The organism is candidate division KSB1 bacterium (genome assembly GCA_034505495.1).
GTDB lineage: Bacteria > Zhuqueibacterota > Zhuqueibacteria > Residuimicrobiales > Krinioviventaceae > Fontimicrobium_A.
In genome coordinates, this window is the sequence record JAPDQV010000037.1 from 1 (window position 1) to 17,573 (window position 17,573).

General features: G+C 54.4%; 17 protein-coding genes. All 17 read right to left on the reverse strand.

Features of this window, described 5'->3' with window-relative positions; genetic code table 11:
- On the reverse strand, positions 1 to 534 hold a 534-nt coding region (locus tag ONB24_12575; GenBank protein ID MDZ7316948.1), incomplete at its 3' end, for a permease.
- 17 nt (positions 535 to 551) lie between these two features.
- Positions 552 to 1,250: a cytochrome c biogenesis protein CcdA gene (locus tag ONB24_12580; GenBank protein ID MDZ7316949.1), complete on the reverse strand. Its 699-nt coding sequence runs from the start codon at positions 1,248 to 1,250 to the stop codon at positions 552 to 554.
- The gene (locus ONB24_12585) at positions 1,247 to 1,639 is read right to left on the reverse strand and encodes a thioredoxin family protein (protein MDZ7316950.1); all 393 of its coding nucleotides are present in this window, start codon (positions 1,637 to 1,639) and stop codon (positions 1,247 to 1,249) included. Before ONB24_12585 ends, ONB24_12580 begins: the two co-directional genes overlap by 4 nt.
- Before the next feature lies 1 nt (position 1,640).
- Positions 1,641 to 1,877, reverse strand: a complete 237-nt coding sequence (locus tag ONB24_12590; protein MDZ7316951.1) for a thioredoxin family protein — start codon at positions 1,875 to 1,877, stop codon at positions 1,641 to 1,643.
- Positions 1,878 to 1,888: 11 nt separating this feature from the next.
- The gene (gene arsB / locus ONB24_12595) at positions 1,889 to 2,923 is read right to left on the reverse strand and encodes an ACR3 family arsenite efflux transporter (GenBank protein MDZ7316952.1); all 1,035 of its coding nucleotides are present in this window, start codon (positions 2,921 to 2,923) and stop codon (positions 1,889 to 1,891) included.
- Positions 2,924 to 2,926: 3 nt separating this feature from the next.
- Positions 2,927 to 3,700 (reverse strand): NAD(P)-binding domain-containing protein, encoded by a 774-nt coding sequence (locus tag ONB24_12600; protein ID MDZ7316953.1) that lies wholly within the window; start codon positions 3,698 to 3,700, stop codon positions 2,927 to 2,929.
- Between the two features lie 10 nt (positions 3,701 to 3,710).
- Positions 3,711 to 4,127, reverse strand: a complete 417-nt coding sequence (locus tag ONB24_12605; protein MDZ7316954.1) for an arsenate reductase ArsC — start codon at positions 4,125 to 4,127, stop codon at positions 3,711 to 3,713.
- On the reverse strand, positions 4,124 to 4,492 hold the full coding sequence (locus tag ONB24_12610) for a metalloregulator ArsR/SmtB family transcription factor (GenBank protein ID MDZ7316955.1): 369 nt from the start codon (positions 4,490 to 4,492) through the stop codon (positions 4,124 to 4,126). Before ONB24_12610 ends, ONB24_12605 begins: the two co-directional genes overlap by 4 nt.
- 82 nt (positions 4,493 to 4,574) lie before the next feature.
- The gene (locus tag ONB24_12615; GenBank protein ID MDZ7316956.1) at positions 4,575 to 4,754 is read right to left on the reverse strand and encodes a hypothetical protein; all 180 of its coding nucleotides are present in this window, start codon (positions 4,752 to 4,754) and stop codon (positions 4,575 to 4,577) included.
- A 53-nt stretch (positions 4,755 to 4,807) separates the two neighbouring features.
- On the reverse strand, positions 4,808 to 6,085 hold the full coding sequence (locus ONB24_12620) for a glutamate-5-semialdehyde dehydrogenase (GenBank protein MDZ7316957.1): 1,278 nt from the start codon (positions 6,083 to 6,085) through the stop codon (positions 4,808 to 4,810).
- Positions 6,066 to 7,232, reverse strand: a complete 1,167-nt coding sequence (gene proB / locus ONB24_12625; GenBank protein ID MDZ7316958.1) for a glutamate 5-kinase — start codon at positions 7,230 to 7,232, stop codon at positions 6,066 to 6,068. Before proB ends, ONB24_12620 begins: the two co-directional genes overlap by 20 nt.
- Positions 7,233 to 7,310: 78 nt before the next feature.
- The gene (locus tag ONB24_12630; protein ID MDZ7316959.1) at positions 7,311 to 10,727 is read right to left on the reverse strand and encodes a CotH kinase family protein; all 3,417 of its coding nucleotides are present in this window, start codon (positions 10,725 to 10,727) and stop codon (positions 7,311 to 7,313) included.
- A 98-nt stretch (positions 10,728 to 10,825) separates the two neighbouring features.
- Entirely contained in the window at positions 10,826 to 11,584 is a 759-nt protein-coding gene (locus tag ONB24_12635; GenBank protein MDZ7316960.1) for a polysaccharide deacetylase family protein, read from the reverse strand.
- Between the two features lie 5 nt (positions 11,585 to 11,589).
- Positions 11,590 to 12,723 (reverse strand): alanine dehydrogenase, encoded by a 1,134-nt coding sequence (ald, locus tag ONB24_12640; protein ID MDZ7316961.1) that lies wholly within the window; start codon positions 12,721 to 12,723, stop codon positions 11,590 to 11,592.
- Positions 12,724 to 12,745: 22 nt separating this feature from the next.
- A complete protein-coding gene (locus ONB24_12645) occupies positions 12,746 to 14,002 on the reverse strand; it encodes an insulinase family protein (GenBank protein MDZ7316962.1) in 1,257 nt (418 codons plus the stop codon).
- Between the two features lie 16 nt (positions 14,003 to 14,018).
- Complete coding sequence (locus tag ONB24_12650) at positions 14,019 to 16,094, reverse strand: polyribonucleotide nucleotidyltransferase (protein MDZ7316963.1); 2,076 nt, start codon at positions 16,092 to 16,094, stop codon at positions 14,019 to 14,021.
- Between the two features lie 66 nt (positions 16,095 to 16,160).
- Positions 16,161 to 17,513 (reverse strand): DUF4340 domain-containing protein, encoded by a 1,353-nt coding sequence (locus tag ONB24_12655; GenBank protein MDZ7316964.1) that lies wholly within the window; start codon positions 17,511 to 17,513, stop codon positions 16,161 to 16,163.
- Between the last annotated feature and the right edge of the window lie 60 nt (positions 17,514 to 17,573).

Here is a 17,573-nt window from a genome sequence, read left to right on the forward strand (position 1 = left end):
ATCGTCTTCGTCCGTTTTCTTTTCGCGAAAGATGAACTGCATCAGCAGGCCGACGATGACGCTGAACGAAACCGCGCCGATGACTCGGGCGACGCCCAACTCCAACCCCAGCACCCGCGCGGTCAGGATGATGGCCAAAATGTTGATTGCCGGGCCGCTGTAGAGAAAGGCGACGGCCGGGCCGAGTCCGGCGCCGCGCTTGTAGATGCTCGCAAACAGCGGCAGCACGGTGCAGGAACAGACCGCGAGTATGGTGCCCGACACCGAAGCGACGGCATAAGCGACCCATTGTTTAGCTTGAGCCCCTAAATACTTGATGACCGACGCCTGACTGACGAACACGCTGATGACGCCGGCAATGAAAAACGCCGGCAGCAGGCAAAGGATGACGTGCTCGCGCGCATACCATTTGGCGAGCGACAAGGCTTCATAGACCGCGCGATCAAAGCGTGCAGTTCCGACAGGCAAGTGATAGGCGACGAGAAATCCGATCACCAACCAGAAAAGTATTTTTAATTCTCTCTTCCAATCCATTTTTTTATCAATCCAATCTAAAGTATTTTCCAAATCCAATACACCCCGGCGAGCGCAACCAGCAGCCCGCAGGCGCGTTTGATCCATAAAATGGTACGGTTGCCTTGACTCCAGTTAAAATATCTCTGCAATTGAGTAGAGAGCGTACCGGTCGCAACGATAACACCGCAATGCCCGACGGCAAAGGCGAGCAACAGTGCAGAGGCGCCGAGCATATCGGTTTGACTGCGGGTAAAGACCACCGCCAGTACCGGCGCCACAAAGGCAAAGGTGCACGGCCCCAAGCCGATGCCGAACAGCATGCCCAACATCAGCGCCGACCACGCGCCGCCGCGGCTTTGCGGCAGCCGCAAAAGCGACCAGTCCAGACGGATCAAGTCCATCAGATAAGCGCCGAACAGTAAAAAGACGCCTGCGACGACGAGGTTGCCGATGCGCCCGAGATCGCCGATCATGCGACCGGCGGCGGCGGTGATCAGTCCGATGGCGGCGATGGAGACCATGATGCCGAGAGCAAACAGCAGCGACAAGGCAAAAGCACGCCGCGTTTTTTGCCCAGACTCTTGCGCCAGCACGCCGACCACCAGCGGGATGCTCGACAAATGGCATGGGCTGAGCAGAATGCTGAGCACGCCCCACAGCGCCGCCCCGACAAGCGCAATGCCGAAGGAGCGCTGCAAAAATTCGCTCGCGAACGTCAGCAGGGCCTCGATCATGATTTGGTCCGCGGCTTCAGGCCTTTTGCGGCGAGAACCTTGTCAATTTCCTCTTTGGCATAAAAGCCCTCATGGCGATGAAATTCCACGCCTTTATCATCGAGAAAAACCTGCGTCGGTATCAGGCGGATGCCGTATTGCTTTGCCGGTGCGGGATCTTTCCAAACGTCGTGGAAAACGATCTTGATCTGGTCGCCGTACTCTTCTTCAATCGCCTTCATCACCGGCTGCATGGCCTTACAGGGAATGCAATTGACCGATCCGAGTTCGATAAAAGTGACCAGCGCCTTAGATTCGCCGCCCGGTTTTGGGTCTTCTGCTTGTCCTCGCTCGCAGCCTCCCCAAAAGCCGATGGTTACAAAGAGCACAGACAGAATGTATTTTCTCATCCTATGCTCCCTTCAGCCATTTGAGGATTTCTTCGTCTTTGGGAATGCGTCCATAGGCCTTTACTTGCTCATTAATGACCAGTGCAGGCGTCATCATTACGCGATAGGCCTGTATCTTGGCCAAATCAGCTACCTTTTCGATGGTAACGTCAATGCGATTCTTTTCCGCCACTTCTTTAACTTTGGCCTCAAGGGCTTGACACTTGGGACAACCCATCCCCAATACTTTGACGACCATTGTAAACCTCCCTAATAAAGTTTCTTTTTAAAATACAAAGCGACATTCACCAGACAGATCAGCACCGGAACTTCAACCAACGGCCCGATGACCGCGGCAAAGGCTTCGCCGGAATTGATGCCGAAAACAGCTACGGCCACCGCAATCGCCAATTCAAAGTTGTTGGATGCAGCGGTAAAGGCAATGGTAGTTGAACGAGGATAATTCGCCTTGATGCGTTTTGCCATGAAAAAAGAGATCAAAAACATGAGGATAAAATAGATCAAAAGCGGTACAGCGATTCGCAGGACATCCAGAGGAAGCTGCACGATGATCTCGCCCTTAAGGGAAAACATGACGACAATGGTAAAGAGCAGCGCTATCAGCGTGATGGGCGAAATGCGCGGAATGAACCGGCCGTGATACCAGCTTTTGCCTTTCAGCTTAACCAGTATCAATTGGGTCAGCAGTCCGGCAAGAAAGGGAATGCCGAGATAAACAAATACCGATTCGGCTATTTGCCTCATGCTGATGTTTATGACGGCGCCGCTCATGCCGAAAAGCGGCGGCAATACTGTGATGAACAGCCAGGCAAAGACGGAATAAAAGAGCACTTGGAAGATTGAATTGAACGCTACCAATCCCGCTGCATATTCGGCGTCGCCTTTGGCCAGATCATTCCAAACGAGCACCATGGCGATGCAGCGCGCCAAGCCGATCAGAATCAGGCCGATCATGTAATGGGGGTAATGCGACAACATCAGGATCGCCAGGAGAAACATTAGAACAGGACCGATGACCCAATTCTGCACGAGCGATAAAACGAGAACACGCCAATCACTAAAAACTCGGCCCAACTCTTCATATCTGACTTTGGCCAAAGGCGGATACATCATTAGAATCAAGCCGACGGCAATGGGCAGATTGGTCGTGCCGCTGCTCATCGATTGCCAAAACAAGGCCGCTTTGGGAAAGAAATACCCCGTTCCCACACCGACGAGCATTGCGGCGAAAATCCAGAGCGTCAGATAGCGGTCGAGAAAACTGAGACGCTTTATCGTATTCATCTGTCAGGATTTCAGCTTTTGGTAAAGGGCGGAAAGTTTGGTTTGATAAGCGGCTTTAATCGTCGCTTCATCTTCGCCCAGAGGTTTGACTGGGATCAGGTCCATGACCTGTTCGGCCGTTAATTCGGATTGAAAAAGCGCTTTAGCAGCGGCATGGATCATGGCAGGCAGGGCTTGGTTCAATTCAGCATCGTCGAGTCCAAAGCTTTGACCCAACTCTTTGAGTACCTGCATTTGAAACCACAAATAGGTCGGCCCCATGGCGATCACCATCGCATAGCCTTCTATTTTTTCCTCAGCCACTTCAGGACAGGCTCCGAGCTTTTGGAACAGACCTAAATAACGGCCTTTTTCCGCGGCAGAAAACTCCAGGGGGAAAACGCAGGGATTGTAACCGGCATTCATAAAGGACGTGGCCAACGGCAGCATGCGAATCACGCGCTTAAATCCGAGAGCGCTGCTGATTTTGGCAAGGGTAAATTTAGGGGCCAGCGAGATCAGCGTCGCTTCCGGTTTGAGCGCGTTGCGAATCTCTTCCAAAACGCCCGGAATTGCAGGCGGATGAAGAGCGAGAAAAACGTCGTCCTGCGCGGCTGCTTCCAGGTTATTCGCTGCGGGAATAATCTGAGGATAAGCCGCCTTAAGATTGTTCAGCACTTCACTGTTTACATCACTGACAACAATCTTTTCCGGCAGCACGTCGGCGCGCCTAAATCCTTCGAGCAAAATGCGGGTCGCCCGACCACCGCCGATGAAACCCCAAGAACGTTGAGCCATAACCGCCTCCTTATCGTTCGAGACTTGAATAGAATTGAAAAAATTTTTCCTTAATTTCATCCCGAATTCGGCGAAACACCTCCAATACTTCTTCTTCGCTGCCGGTTGCCATAGCAGGATCTTCGAATCCGATATGCAGACGATGTTTGACCGAACCCAAAAACACGGGACAAGTTTCACGGGCATGATCGCAAACCGTAATGACGTAATCAAAGTCAATCGGCAGAAACTGTTCGACGGCTTTCGGATAGGAGTGGGATAAATCGATACCGACTTCGGCCATCACCTGCACCGCTTTGGGATGAACCCGCTCGGCCGGAGCCGTACCTGCCGAATATACTTCGAGTCGCGGATCGAACGATTTGAGCCACCCTTCCGCCATTTGGCTGCGGCAGGAATTGCCGGTGCAAAGAATCAGTATTTTCATGATATTGCCGTTTTTGGGTTTTCGATACTACAGATGGCGTTGCGGTCGACGTTCGCAGCGGCTTGTCGATCGATTTTTGCCGAAGGTTCCCGCTCCATGATTCGATCGATCAGAGCCAACAGCGTTTGCACCTCTTCAGCATTCGGGTCAGGATTGCGGGCATAATTGACCCACTTGCCCTCTTTGATATCGACAATGAATCCGGCGTCGCGCAAAATAGAAAGATGCTGCGAAACGGTAGAGATCGCCAGCTGCAGTACCTCGCGAATTTCGCACACGCATAACGGGCGAGCTTTGAGGATCCAAAGGATTCGCAAACGAGTGTTGTCGGCAATCGCTTTAAAGAGTTTTGAAATATCCCGCATCCTTCCATTCTTTCATTTCGTCATTTGCCGAAATATAGAAACAACGAATGACAAAAACAAAAAATTTTTTCACGGACGATCGTCAGCGCGATTTTTTGCGCAGGAATAGAGCCAAGGATACCCCGGCGACAAGTCCGGCCGTAAAAAGGATGACGGCGTCAAGCGTTCGCGCCGTACGGCCGACGACGGACAGCGTCGCGGCAGCAGCAACCACCAACGCGACCAAGAAAAGCGCAACGGCAATTCGCTTAGCAGGTCCCACGGCAAATTTCCTTTCTGATTGATCCAGGGATATAAATACCGAAAAATAGGGCATTATTCCCAAGATAATCCATGTCGGGTTTGGCCGTCCCCGTGAACGATAAATTTTTGCGTCGTCAGAGCTTCGAGACCCATGGGCCCGAAGGCGTGCAGTTTGGTGGTCGAGATGCCGATTTCGGCTCCCAGCCCCAGCTGTCCGCCGTCGGAAAAGCGCGAGGAGGCGTTGACCAATACCACCGAAGAGTTGACGCGGCGCAGGAATTCCTTGGCGTGCGCGTAATCGTTGGTAACGATCACCTCGGTGTGATCCGATCCGAAGCGTTGAATATGCTCGATGGCTTCTTCCAAACCGGAAACGACGCGCACCGCCAAAATCAACGCCAGATATTCAGCGGCGTAATCCTCTTCTGTAGCAGCAAGCATATCGGGAACGATGCGCCTTGCTTTTTCACAGCCGCGGAGTTCGACACCCTTTCGACGCATCACCTCGGCGGCCTTGGGCAGAAACGTTTCGGCAATCTGCTCATGGATTAGCAGCGTTTCCAAAGCATTACAGACCGCCGGTCGCGAGCACTTGCCGTCGACCAGGAGATCGATCGCCATGTCGACATCGGCGTTATAGTCGACGAATTGGTGGCAGACGCCTTTGTAGTGTTTGATGACCGGAATGCGGCTATGCTCGGCCACGAAACGAATCAAACCTTCGCCGCCGCGAGGAATGACCAGATCAATCTCATCAGTAAAGGTCAGCAGTTCTTTGATCGCCTCGCGTTCGATCGTCGGAATAAAAGTGATCGCGGCCGTCGGTTCACCCAAAGATCGCAAAACCTGATGCAAAACGTCGACAATTGCCTGATTGGAATGAAAAGCTTCGGAACCGCCGCGCAGAATCACGGCGTTTCCGGATTTAAGGCAAAGAGCGGCGGCATCGGAGGTGACATTGGGTCTCGCTTCATAAATGATGGCAATCACGCCGAGGGGAATGCGTTGATAGGAAACCTGCAGGCCGTTGGGACGGCGCCAGGTTTTGGTGATTTCGCCGACCGGGTCGGGCAGCGCGGCAATTTCGCGAACGGCTTCGGCCATGGCCCGCAGGCGCTCCCCGTTTAGCAGCAGCCGATCGATCATTGCTTCTCTCAAGCCGTTCAGACGCGCCGTCTCAATGTCCTTTGCATTGGCGGCAAGGATCGCGCCTTCGTTGTTCACGAGCGCCTCGGCTATGCCGTTCAGCAGCCGATTCTTTTTTACGGTCGGCCATTGTGCTGTAATTTTTGCCGCAGCGCGGCAAGCGGCGGCAAGTTCACGCAGAGTGTTATTTGAATTTTTTATCATCCTCCCTCCTTCCTCTTTCAAATCCGCCGGTCGGATTGGCTTGCATCAACACCAGATCGTTGCGGTGCACCACCTCTTCGGCGGTGATGTAACCTAAAATGGAAAGAATCTCGTGCGACTTTCTGCCCATGATTCGGCGCAGGTCATCCGTTTCGTATTGGCAGAGTCCTTTGGCAATATATTCTTTTTGTTGGGAATAGATATCGACAAAATCCCCCGGTTTGAAGCGGCCCTGCACATCCACAATTCCGGAGGGCAGCAGCGAGGCGCCTCCGGTCAACAGAGCCCGCTTGGCGCCGTCGTCGATGATCAGTACGCCCTTGCTGCGCGCCGTGTGCAGCATCCAATGCTTTTTGGCGGTAATCGGCGACCGAACGCGCTGAAAATAGGTGCCCGGGCACTCGCCTGAAGAAAGAGCGGCAAAGGCTTCCTGTTTTGTACCGTTAAAAATGATCGTATCGATGCCGCGCAGCGCCGCTTTTTCCGCCGCCTGCAGTTTGGTGATCATGCCTCCGGTTGATACGCCGCTGCCGCGTCCGCCTGCCAGAGCATAGATCGAAGCATCGATCCTTTCCACAAAAGAGATCAACTGGGCATCGGCATATTGCTTGGGGTCTTTGTCGAACAGCCCGTCGATGTCAGAGGCAATGAGCAGCAGATCGGCTTCGGCCAATACGGCGACGTAAGCGGCCAAATTGTCGTTATCGCCCACGCGCAGCTCATCGACGACGGTGGTGTCGTTTTCGTTGATGATCGGCAGAACTTGGCGTTCGAGCAGCTCCATCAGCGTATTTTTGGCATTGACAAAGCGCCGTCGTTCCTTGAGATCGTCAAAGGTCAATAAAAGCTGCGCGCAGGGAAAGTCAAAGTATTTGCTCCAATGCGTCATCAGCAGCGGCTGTCCGACCGCAGCCAGCGCCTGCTTTTCGCGAATCGTCAATGGCTTGCTGACACGGGAAAGCACGGACAGTCCCGCCGCTACAGCGCCGGAGCTGACCAAAATGATTTCCTTGCCCAAGGCCCGACATTGGGCAATAAATGCGGCAATGTGGATGGTATTTTCGTTGGAAACGCGGCGGCCTTCGGGCGCCACCAGCGTGCTGCCGACCTTGAGCACCGCCCGTTTCCATGACGGTAATGGAACCATAACAATCTTTATAATTGGGAGATAAGCTGAAAGGCGCTGCCGTGTCGGCAGCGCCCGAAGCAATATAGTATTTTTTCGCTATTTTAGCAAAACCAGCTTGAGGGTCTTTTGATAGTCGGCGGCTTTGAAGCGGGCGAAATAGACACCGGTACTCTGGTCGTCGGCGTGCCAATTCACCGTGTGCTCTCCGGCAGGGTATAGATCATTTGCCAGTTCCGCAACCTGCCGACCGAGCGAGTTATAGACAACGAGATTCACCCTGGCAGCGCGCGGCAGGTAAAACCGCAGAGTCGTAACGGCATTGAACGGATTGGGATAGTTGGGAGCAATTCGAAATGCAGTCGGTATCGCCGACTCGTCGTTTTCTTCGACAGGACTGGCCGCATCGTCGGCGCGTGGTGAGCCGTGAATTACAGCCGAAGCGGTCCAATAGTCGGCGTTGTTCGGATCGCCGCTCGGACGAGCCAAGCGCGCAACCAGCGACTTGCCTTTTCCGTCTGCTTCCGTCGGCCAGGGCTCTTTATCGTTGTATTTGAAATTCAATACGGTATCGCCGGCGGCGGAAACAAGCGTTATTCGTTCGCCGGCGTTGCTCAGGTTGCCTTCGTATTGGCCGTCGGCTGAAAAACCGTAGCGCAGTTTAAAGTATTCGGCGCCGGAGCATAACACAATAAAGCCGCCCGGCGGTAATAGGGTTTGCGGCGGGAATTGATAATGGATTCCTTTGACGAATTGTGCGCCCGTCAGGTTGAGGGGGGTGCCGCCGATATTTTTCAACTCGATAAACTCGAACAGATCGCCGTCGAGGGTATCCGATCCGGCGATATGCGGCAGAGGATGATAGTGCAGTTCCGTAACGCGCAGGCTGCTCAAATCCTCATGCACCGCCAATAGAATTTCATCCACGGCGCTCCATTCATTATTAAAGAGTACCCGCGCCTTGACCCAGGTGGTCTGATAAATCGGAATCGGTGCCTTGTATTCCAAAGCCGATGCCGACAACAAACCGCTGCTCTTTTCGTTTACGGCGGCCGTCAATTCCGGCAGGATGAGAAAATCCGAACTGGTTGTGGAAACGTTCAAGGCATGAATCGCCAGCAGATTGACGCCGGCGCGAAGAAGGCCGACCCGATCGGTCAGATCGAATGTTTCCGGCTGCTCGGCCTCGTGGTTTCCCGTGGCAGCGGAATTCCACTGCAGGTCGGCCGGAGCGTTGACCTCAAGGACTTTAATACCATTAAGATAAACGACAAAACCGTCGTCATAAAGAACGCTCAAGCTTAGGCTCGTAAAGAGGGGCAGATCAGCTGCTTGAACGACGAAAGGGATGCGCAACAGACAACTGGTGTTGGGTGTCGTCGTGTTGCTTTGATGCATATATTTGGCGACATCCAGCTTGATATAGCCTTCATAGCCGGTTTCTTTTTCATAGCCGACGCCGCCGGGAAGACCGCTGCAGAGCTCCCAATCCGAATGATCAAAAGCCGGATCGCTTCGCCAGGAAGGCGGCACGGCCCCCTTGGGTACCAGGACGCGCTTCGGCGTTGTGCGAGAGATCAAATTGACCCAACGCACTCCTCCCTCGGCAAAAGGATTGTGCGGATCCTGGCCGTCGAGCGTATAGTAAATCTTTCCACGCGGCGAGGACATGGTCAGTTGAAAGCCTTTCTCGACCGTGCGGCTGCGGGTATTAAAAAGCGGCGGATCAAAATTGGGGTACCAGCCTTTGGCTTTGAACTGCTTTAATACGATTTCCGACCGACGCGGGAAATATTCGTTGACCAAATAATTGACTTCGTTCATCCATTCGATGTCGCGGGTGTAGGGAGGTTTACGCAGAACATCTCCCCAGCGCGCCGACTCGGCAATGATGGCGTTGTCGATTTGCTGCTTACGGTACAGAAGGCGCTCTATATTGCGTTCGGGAGTCAATGCTCCATTGTTGAAAAAGTGTTTGTAGACGCGATCGGCAAAACGAAGACGGTACTCGGCATTGGCGGTCAACTGCTGATGCAGCCATTGGGGATTGAAATGCTCCTGCTGTTCTCCGGCGGGAAAAGGCCCCGTGCGATCTTCATTGACATTGAACAGGGTATGCTCGGCATCGTGACGAAAGAACTTGAATCCGTCCGGATTGACTCGATTATAGATTGCCCAAAAATTGTTCGGCCGCACATTGCCGAGAAACTCGCTGATCGGCGCGTCGAAATCGCCGACAAAGTAAGTGTTGATCATATAGTCGATCAAATTGTCGACATCGAGATATTTGGGATAAGACGGGTTGCGTGTGCCGTCCGGATTGAGTCCCTGCACGCGAAAATAGGCGGCATTGTCGGAAAAGCCTTTTTTGGCGAGCGCCCATAAGGCATTCCATGCGTCCAAGGTCCCGTTTGCCGCTTCGATCACATAAGGTCGTCCGTACCCGGCATCGACTTTGACGGCGTCGTAATCTTCGGGATTGCCGCCGAAATAGCGGGCGGCAAAATCAGCCTCCGAGCGCTCCTGCGTATAAAAAAGCCCCCAATAGGTGCCGTTGATGTACAAATGATAGTAGCGGCTACGGGTGTAGGGTTGGCCCATGTCGCGCTGCAGATCGCGCGAAAAGAGATCGCGAAGAAGCGTGTTACGTTCCGCGCCGCCGTCTTTGCTGCCGGCACCGTAAGCCCAAGAATAGTTTTGTGAAGTCGCCAGATCGATCTGATCGAACTTGTCGACCCCTTCATTCCCGAACAAAGGATGGTTTAAGGTTCCCTCGCCGTATTCTTTGCGGAAGAAATAGCGAAAGGCGTGTTTTCGGTTGGAACCGACTCGACTGTAGCCGCCGCGGATGCGCACGCCGCAGTTGATATGAAAACCGTCGGAGCCGTCCGGATTGAGGAGCTCAATCGAGCACGGCCGTTCCCACTCGATACCCCGTTGAACAGCGTTGACGAAAATGCCGGTTGCGGGATTGAACAGATCCTCCAGATCCATCACCATGGAGATCGAAGGGATGTCGAGCAGTGCGGCTTCCATCTTGTTGCGATACCGCGAGTTGGTGTATACGGACGGATCCATGCCGTAATCCATCAACTGGCCGTTGACGGAACTTCCATGCGGCGGCCATTTAGGGCCGGGGCGCTGCCCGTCCGGTGAAAGCTCGGTGACCAGCTTGGCAAAAAGATAGGTGTGGGTGACCATGTTCGTGACCGGCTGATTGTTGAGCACGGCGATCGCGCGCACGCACACACCGGGCGCCCGATCGCGATTCGTTGTATTGCGCGGATCGATGCGTACAACGGCAGGCGATTTGGCCGATAGAGCGCTTTTGCTGGTCAACGGATCCTCACCGTTGAACGTGTACTTGATCGTCGCCCCTTCCACAGGCGAGGTAATGGTTACATCTAAAGGATTTTCGTAAAACCCCCTGGGCGGATCGAACGTCAGCTTTTTGCTTTGCGCCGACGCTGAAAATGCAGTAATAATCAGCATCAGGTATGCGCTGTAGGTCTTCATGATTCCTCTCTTTTTGCCGTTTGCATCTGTAGGGTCTGCGCAGAGGCGACTTGATGCCTTTTTGCAGGTAGTGAGGTTGTGTTGAAATTGACCGAATCTCAATAATAGCGCCAGTACCGGCGCATGAGCACCACCGTGGCGCTCGAACAAAAGTCCATGACTTGCTGCAGAGTTGAAAAGCCCTTTGTTGGGCTTTTTGCCTTGACCGCCGTTCGATTCGGGGTATCGAAGGGATAGACGCCGTACCGACGTACGGCAAATTCCGGCGGAACCATTTTAGGGCTGCGGCTCATGGTAAGACCGGCGGTCAAACCGTTCTTTCGGCAACACTGGGCAACACGAACATCAACGCGACCGAAAGGATAGGAAATGACCGAGCTGCAGGTGCCTAAACGCGACTTTAACAAAAAACGCGCCAAATTGATCTCTTGTTCCAACTCCTCATCATTGAGGCTGCAGAGATCCTTATGCGTCAAGCCGTGGATGCCGATCTCCCAATCGGCTTTGGCCAGCGCTTCAATCTGCCGCCAGTCCATCAGTTTAGCGCGCTGTCCCGGGAGCCTGACATCCCATACATTCCATTGGCCGGTAAAGGCGGGATTGACAAAGACGCTTGCCTTGATTCCTTCAGTCTGCAGAATGGGAAAAGCGTGCAAAAAAACCGATTCGTAGCCGTCATCGAACGTCAAAGCCGTTTGTCCCGAAGGCAAGCCCTCCGCGACAAGCTCGCCGACGGTCCGAATCTGTAAATCGGCGCGCAAAATGGCTTTGATTTGGCGCGCAAAGAGTTTAGGGGTGATGTTGGTCACCCCCAAACTGAAACGCGGATCCACACGGTGATAAACCAGGATGCCCATGCGGCCTAGGCAACAGCTTTATCCAAAGGAACGTAGGGCAAATCGAAAGCCTCGGCCACGCCCTTGTAAGTTACTTTTCCGTTGATGATGTTGACGCCTTTAGCCAGGCCAATGTTTTTCAACAGTTTTTCCGGAATCAACCTGCCCTTTTCATCGATCATCTCGGTGATTTGCAGCGCATAAGGCAACGTCGCGTTGGTCAAGCCGATGGTCGAGGTTCGAGGTACGGCACCGGGCATGTTGGCTACGCCGTAATGTATGACGCCGTCCACCACATAAGTGGGATTCTCGTGCGTGGTCGGATGAATCGTTTCGACGCAGCCGCCCTGATCCACCGCCACATCGACGATCACCGCACCCTCCTGCATCAGCTTGAGCATGTCGCGGGTAATCAGATGCGGCGCTTTGGCGCCCGGCAGCAGCACCGCGCCGATCACCAAATCGGCTTGCGGCAGGACTTGACGAATGTTATAGGGACTGGACAGCAGCGTAGTCACATTCTTGGGCATGACGTCGTCAAGATAACGCAGCCGGTCGAGATTAATGTCCAAAATGGTGACATTGGCACCCATGCCGGCGGCGATCTTGGCGGCGTTGCTGCCGACGACGCCTCCGCCCAAGATGACCACGTTTGCCGGTTTCACGCCGGGAATGCCGCCCAGCAGCAGGCCGCGGCCGCCGAAAAATTTTTCCAAATACTTGGCCCCTTCCTGGACCGCCATGCGACCGGCCACCTCGCTCATCGGCACCAGCAGCGGGAGTGAGCCGTCGGCTGCCTCGACCGTCTCATAGGCGATGCACGTCGCACCGGAGGCGATCATTGCCTCGGTCAGCTCGCGCGAGGCGGCAAAATGGAAATAAGTGAACACGATGTGATCCCTGCGGATCAAAGGATACTCTTGCGGCAGAGGTTCCTTCACTTTCATTATCATTTGCGCCTGGGCATAGACATCTGCCGCCGTGGGCACGATCTTGGCCCCGACTTGACGATAAGCGTCGTCGTTAAAACCGCTGCCTTCTCCCGCCCCTTTCTCGATGAGAACCGTATGGCCGCGTCGCGCCAAAATTTCCGCACCGGCAGGGACGACGGCGATGCGATTCTCATTCGCCTTGATTTCCTTGGGCACTCCGATGATCATGGTAACCTCCACTCGTATAGGATTATGGCAAAACTACGGTAATGTTGGTGTTTCCCTCTTTAAAAAGATCCCGAACCATCTCTGTGACTTGGCAGGTTGTTACCGCATGGATGGAATCAATAATTTCATCGACTGTAAGGTGCGGCAGCTTGTAGGATTCGGTTTCGGCAATCTTTTTCAAACGACGGCCGGGGCTTTCCATGCCTATGATCAAATGACCGCGGACCTGGGCTTTGGCTTCCTCGAGCTCCTTTTCCGATAAATCGCCGTCTTTAATTTTTTCGATTTCCTCCTTCAGCAGTTCGATCGAGCGGTCGACTTTGGCCTTGTCGCAGGCTAAATAGGCACCGAATACGCCCGTATCCTGCATCAAATCGGCAAATGTGTAAACCGAATAGGTAAACCCGTATTTTTCGCGGATGTTTTGAAACAGGCGCGAGCTCATGCCGCCGCCCAGCAAAGCATCGAGCAGAGCGAGCGCATATTTGCGCTCGTCGTCGATGCCGAAGGTGCGCGCCCCATAGCAGATATGGGCCTGATGAATGCTCGCCAGCCGATGCGGCACATAAGGCAGAGGCGCCTTCATGAGGCCGTTGCGTCGAGAACTTTTTTCCGCAGCCGGAAAATCGGCAAATGCTTTTTCGACAAGCTCGACGAATTGTTCATGCTCTACCAAACCGGCCGCCGCGGCGACAATGTTTTCCGGCGTGTAATTACGCTGCTTAAAGTCCGCCAGATCGCCTCGCGAAAACGCTTTGACGGTCTCCGGCCTGCCGTAGACAAACAGCCCCAATGGATGATCGGTAAAGATGTTTTGGTAGAAATAGTCGAATACGAGCTCTTCCGGATCATCGAACGACTCGGCCATTTCGGCCAAAACGACCTGCTTTTCGAGCTCTATATCCTGCGGATCGAACTTGGGGAACAGTATAAGATCGGCCAGAACGTCGACTGCGTAAGCCAGATCTTCGGCCAAAATGTGGGCGGTGTAGGAGGTGGTTTCTTTGCCTGTCGAGGCGTTGAGGGCGCCGCCGCGCGACTCCAAACAGGCGGCGATTTCGCGGGCGCTGCGGTGCAGCGTTCCTTTGAACAGCATGTGCTCAATAAAGTGGGCAATGCCGTTGTTTTCCGCCGTTTCGTCGCGGGAGCCGGCCGCCACCCATAAACCGACCGCTGCGGAACGAACGAACGGCATCCGTTCGCTCACCACGCGGATGCCGTTGTCCAGTTTAGTTATTCGGATCAGGTCTTCCTTGACGTCCTCGGATCGTTCCTGCATACGCGCATATGCGCCTTTACGGCAGCAGTACCTTTCGATTGAGATCCATTTTGCCGTCGGGCTCGAGCGCCATGAGCTTGACTTCCACGGTGTCGCCGACCTTGAGCACATCCTCGACGCGGTTGATGCGCTCCTTGGCAATGTTGGAAATGTGCAGCAGACCTTCTTTACCGGGTAAAATTTCGACAAAAGCGCCGAAATTCATGATGCGTTTGACTTTACCCACGTAGACCTGGCCGACTTCCGGCTTAGCGACGAGCGCCTTGACCATGGCCAAAGCTTGCTCGCCCTTTTCCGCGTCGGTGTGGGCGATCGTCACGGTGCCGTCGTCCTCGATGTTGATGACGGCGCCGGTTTTATCCTGAATCTCGCGTACGGTCTTGCCGCCGGGCCCGATGATCGTGCCGATTTCCTCTACAGCTACGCGGGTGGTCAGGATGCGCGGCGCATATTTGGACAGGCTTTCGCGCGGTCCTGGCAGCGCCTCGGCCATTTTATCCAGGATAAAGAGCCGAGCCTTGCGCGCCTTTTCGAGCGCCTCGGCCATGATCGCCGTTGAGATGCCCTTGATCTTGATGTCCATCTGCATGCCGGTGATGCCCTCGCGACTGCCGGCGACCTTGAAATCCATATCGCCCAAATGATCTTCATCGCCCAAAATGTCGGTCAAAATCGCCACCTGGTCGCCTTCCTTGATCAATCCCATGGCAATGCCGGCAATGTGCGTCTTGACCGGCACGCCGGCATCCATCAGCGACAGCGAACCGGCGCAGACCGTGGCCATCGAAGATGAGCCGTTGGACTCTAGTACGTCGGAGACGACGCGAATGGTGTAGGGGAACAGGCCGTCTGCAGGAATGGACGGCTTGAGTGAGCGCTCGGCCAAATTGCCGTGTCCGATTTCGCGCCGGCTGGTGCCGCGAATCGGCTTGACCTCGCCGGTCGAAAAGGGCGGAAAGTTGTAATGCAGCATATAGTTCTTGAAATACTCGCCGCTCAGTCCTTCGATGATCTGCTCGTCCATTTTGGTGCCGAGCGTGGTGGCGGCGAGCGCCTGCGTCTGGCCGCGGGTAAAGAGCGCCGAACCGTGCGCCCGCGGCAGCACGCCCACTTCGATGGAGATCGGCCGGATGTCGTCCAGGCCGCGGCCGTCGAGGCGGCGTTTTTCTTCCAACACCATGCGGCGCATCATCGCCTTTTCGTCATCATGAATGATCTGCTTGATCTGCCGCTCCTTTTCCGGAAACTCTTCGGCGAGCTGTTCAATAACCTCCGCAGTCAAGTCGTTCAGCGCTTTGCTGCGCTCCTTCTTTTCCGTAATGCGCAGCGCCGCTGCCAAACGATCGCCGTAGATCGCGCGGACCCTCTGCGTCAGTTCGCTCAGGTCTTCGGCCGGCGGCAGTTCCATCTTCGGCTTGCCGACCTCGGCGATGAGTTCCTTCTGCAGCGCGATCAGCTTTTTGATTTGCTCATGGCCGAATTCCAGCGCCGCCAGCATGTCCGCTTCGCTTACCTCTTCAGCTTCACCTTCGACCATGATGATCGAGTCTTCGGAAGCGGCGATGACGATGTCCATGTCGCCGGCATTGCGCTGCTCAAACGTCGGATTGGCAATGAACTCGCCGTTGATGCGTCCCACGCGTACGCCGGCGATCGGCCCGGCAAAGGGAATATCGGAAATGCTGAGCGCTGCGCCGGCGCCGGTAATGCCGAGCACATCGGCATCGTTTTCGCCGTCCGCAGAAAGGACCATCACCATAATCTGCACTTCATTGAAAAAACCCTCAGGAAAGAGGGGACGAATCGGCCGATCGATCAAGCGCGCCGCCAATACCTCCTGATCCGATGGGCGACCCTCGCGCTTGATAAATCCCCCGGGAATTTTCCCTGCCGCATACGCCCTTTCTCGGTATTCTACCTGCAGGGGAAAAAAGTCCTGATCAGGAGTCGGCTGTTCGGCGGCGCAGGCCGTAGCCAGAACCATAGTTTCGCCGAACTGCACCAGCACCGCACCGTTCGCCTGTTTGGCCACGCGCCCGGTCTCGATGCTGAAAGGACGGCCGGAAAATTCGATTTCTTTTTTGTGAATCATTTTACCTCCAATTGGTCATTAAGGATCACCCAATATCAGCCGATACGGCAGGACGGCGCAGCCCGATCATTGCGCAGGCGTACTCTCTGTCTGCGCTTTGACTTCGCTGATGTCGTCCAGCTTGGGTGTCCATGTTTCTAAAACTTTTTTATCGACAAGATAAAGGGCCGGCTGGTCCGCGAGTTTCGCATAGATCAGATCTCCTTCGACCTTGCCGAGCGCAATATCCATAACCACCTTGTCGTTTTGATAAAATTTAGCGCGAACTTGGGGCGAATTCAAGCCGGAAACCGCCGGAGACACCGGCTGATCGACAAATTTCTTGACTTCAAGATCCGCCGCCTCGCGAACGATGGACGACATTTTCCAGCTTTTACCTTCGCGACGTTCAGGCTGTTCCACCGTCCAAGTGCCGGAAGTATCCTTGGAACAAACAATCGTCTGTCCGTGGAATTCCAATTCGAATTTAGAGACATCGGTGGAAGCGAATTTTGCCAACTTTTTATCGCGCAGATCAAAGAGAGTCGGATTCAATACCGATACGAAGGAAGAATCGACCAGGAAAACCATCGGCCGCGACTCGTCGCGCGCATAGTATTTGTCCTCGGTTGCTTTGCCGATCAGCAGCGTTTTGCGCGCCAAATTTTCCCCCAGCGCCAGCTCGACGCGTACTTTCGGCGCATCGAGGCCGTAGGACTTTAAATCTTCCGCCTGTTCGACGACGATGCTCCGCATCCGTTCGCTCTGCAGCCGGTTGATCACCTTTTCCACTTCAGATTTGTCGGCTGCGGCCTGGATGGGCGAGGTGATTTTCCACTCGCCGCCTTGTTTCTCCAGAGCGAAACGACCGTGGCGATTCTGCAGCTGCAGACTGCGCACCTGAAACGTCTCGAAACCCAAAACGGCTTTATTGCGCAGGTCAAAAAGCGTTTTTTCAGCCTGCGTCCTAACCCACGTAGAGGTCAAAAACACATCCGGCGAGCCGCTCAAGCGGGCGAACACGTAGCTGCCGGTGGGCGAATCGTCGCCGATATAAAGCGTGTCGATGCGCGATGCGCGTGCAAGCACGAGCGTGTGAAGCGGCGGCTGCAGACCGAATACCGAATACTCGCTCGGATCGCTCGAGATGATCCGCTCCTTGCGCGCCGATTTAACCGAATTAATGAGCGTCTCGATGGCGCTCTTGTCCGCCTCGGTCTGCACCGGCTGCGTGATTCGCCAGCTCAGGCTGTCCTTCACCGCCTCGATGCCGCTCTGCAGAAGCGCCACGCGCTGTATGTCGCCGGTTTCGAATTCGAGCACCTTTTCTTCGCTCTTTTTCGTTTCTTCACGGCGTTTGTCCTGCTTGTTCATCAATACAACGCCGCCAATGCCGATCGCCAAAATTACCGCCAGAATGAGTGTATTCTTGAACTTCATATTGATCTCCCAATTTGAAGAGCGCGTCCGTTTTCAGCTTTTTGCATCCTCAATTGAGAA

Excerpts from the sequence above, each read along its gene's own strand:
- ONB24_12655 (MDZ7316964.1), bottom strand. The coding sequence starts at position 17,513 with ATGAAGTTCAAGAATACACTCATTCTGGCGGTAATTTTGGCGATCGGC.
- ONB24_12610 (MDZ7316955.1), bottom strand. The coding sequence starts at position 4,492 with ATGCGGGATATTTCAAAACTCTTTAAAGCGATTGCCGACAACACTCGT.
- ald (MDZ7316961.1), bottom strand. The coding sequence starts at position 12,723 with ATGATCATCGGAGTGCCCAAGGAAATCAAGGCGAATGAGAATCGCATC.
- ONB24_12635 (MDZ7316960.1), bottom strand. The coding sequence starts at position 11,584 with ATGGGCATCCTGGTTTATCACCGTGTGGATCCGCGTTTCAGTTTGGGG.
- ONB24_12650 (MDZ7316963.1), bottom strand. The coding sequence starts at position 16,094 with ATGATTCACAAAAAAGAAATCGAATTTTCCGGCCGTCCTTTCAGCATC.
- ONB24_12605 (MDZ7316954.1), bottom strand. The coding sequence starts at position 4,127 with ATGAAAATACTGATTCTTTGCACCGGCAATTCCTGCCGCAGCCAAATG.
- proB (MDZ7316958.1), bottom strand. The coding sequence starts at position 7,232 with ATGGTTCCATTACCGTCATGGAAACGGGCGGTGCTCAAGGTCGGCAGC.
- ONB24_12585 (MDZ7316950.1), bottom strand. The coding sequence starts at position 1,639 with ATGAGAAAATACATTCTGTCTGTGCTCTTTGTAACCATCGGCTTTTGG.
- ONB24_12620 (MDZ7316957.1), bottom strand. The coding sequence starts at position 6,085 with ATGATAAAAAATTCAAATAACACTCTGCGTGAACTTGCCGCCGCTTGC.
- ONB24_12600 (MDZ7316953.1), bottom strand. The coding sequence starts at position 3,700 with ATGGCTCAACGTTCTTGGGGTTTCATCGGCGGTGGTCGGGCGACCCGC.
- ONB24_12590 (MDZ7316951.1), bottom strand. The coding sequence starts at position 1,877 with ATGGTCGTCAAAGTATTGGGGATGGGTTGTCCCAAGTGTCAAGCCCTT.
- ONB24_12630 (MDZ7316959.1), bottom strand. The coding sequence starts at position 10,727 with ATGAAGACCTACAGCGCATACCTGATGCTGATTATTACTGCATTTTCA.
- ONB24_12645 (MDZ7316962.1), bottom strand. The coding sequence starts at position 14,002 with ATGCAGGAACGATCCGAGGACGTCAAGGAAGACCTGATCCGAATAACT.
- ONB24_12580 (MDZ7316949.1), bottom strand. The coding sequence starts at position 1,250 with ATGATCGAGGCCCTGCTGACGTTCGCGAGCGAATTTTTGCAGCGCTCC.
- arsB (MDZ7316952.1), bottom strand. The coding sequence starts at position 2,923 with ATGAATACGATAAAGCGTCTCAGTTTTCTCGACCGCTATCTGACGCTC.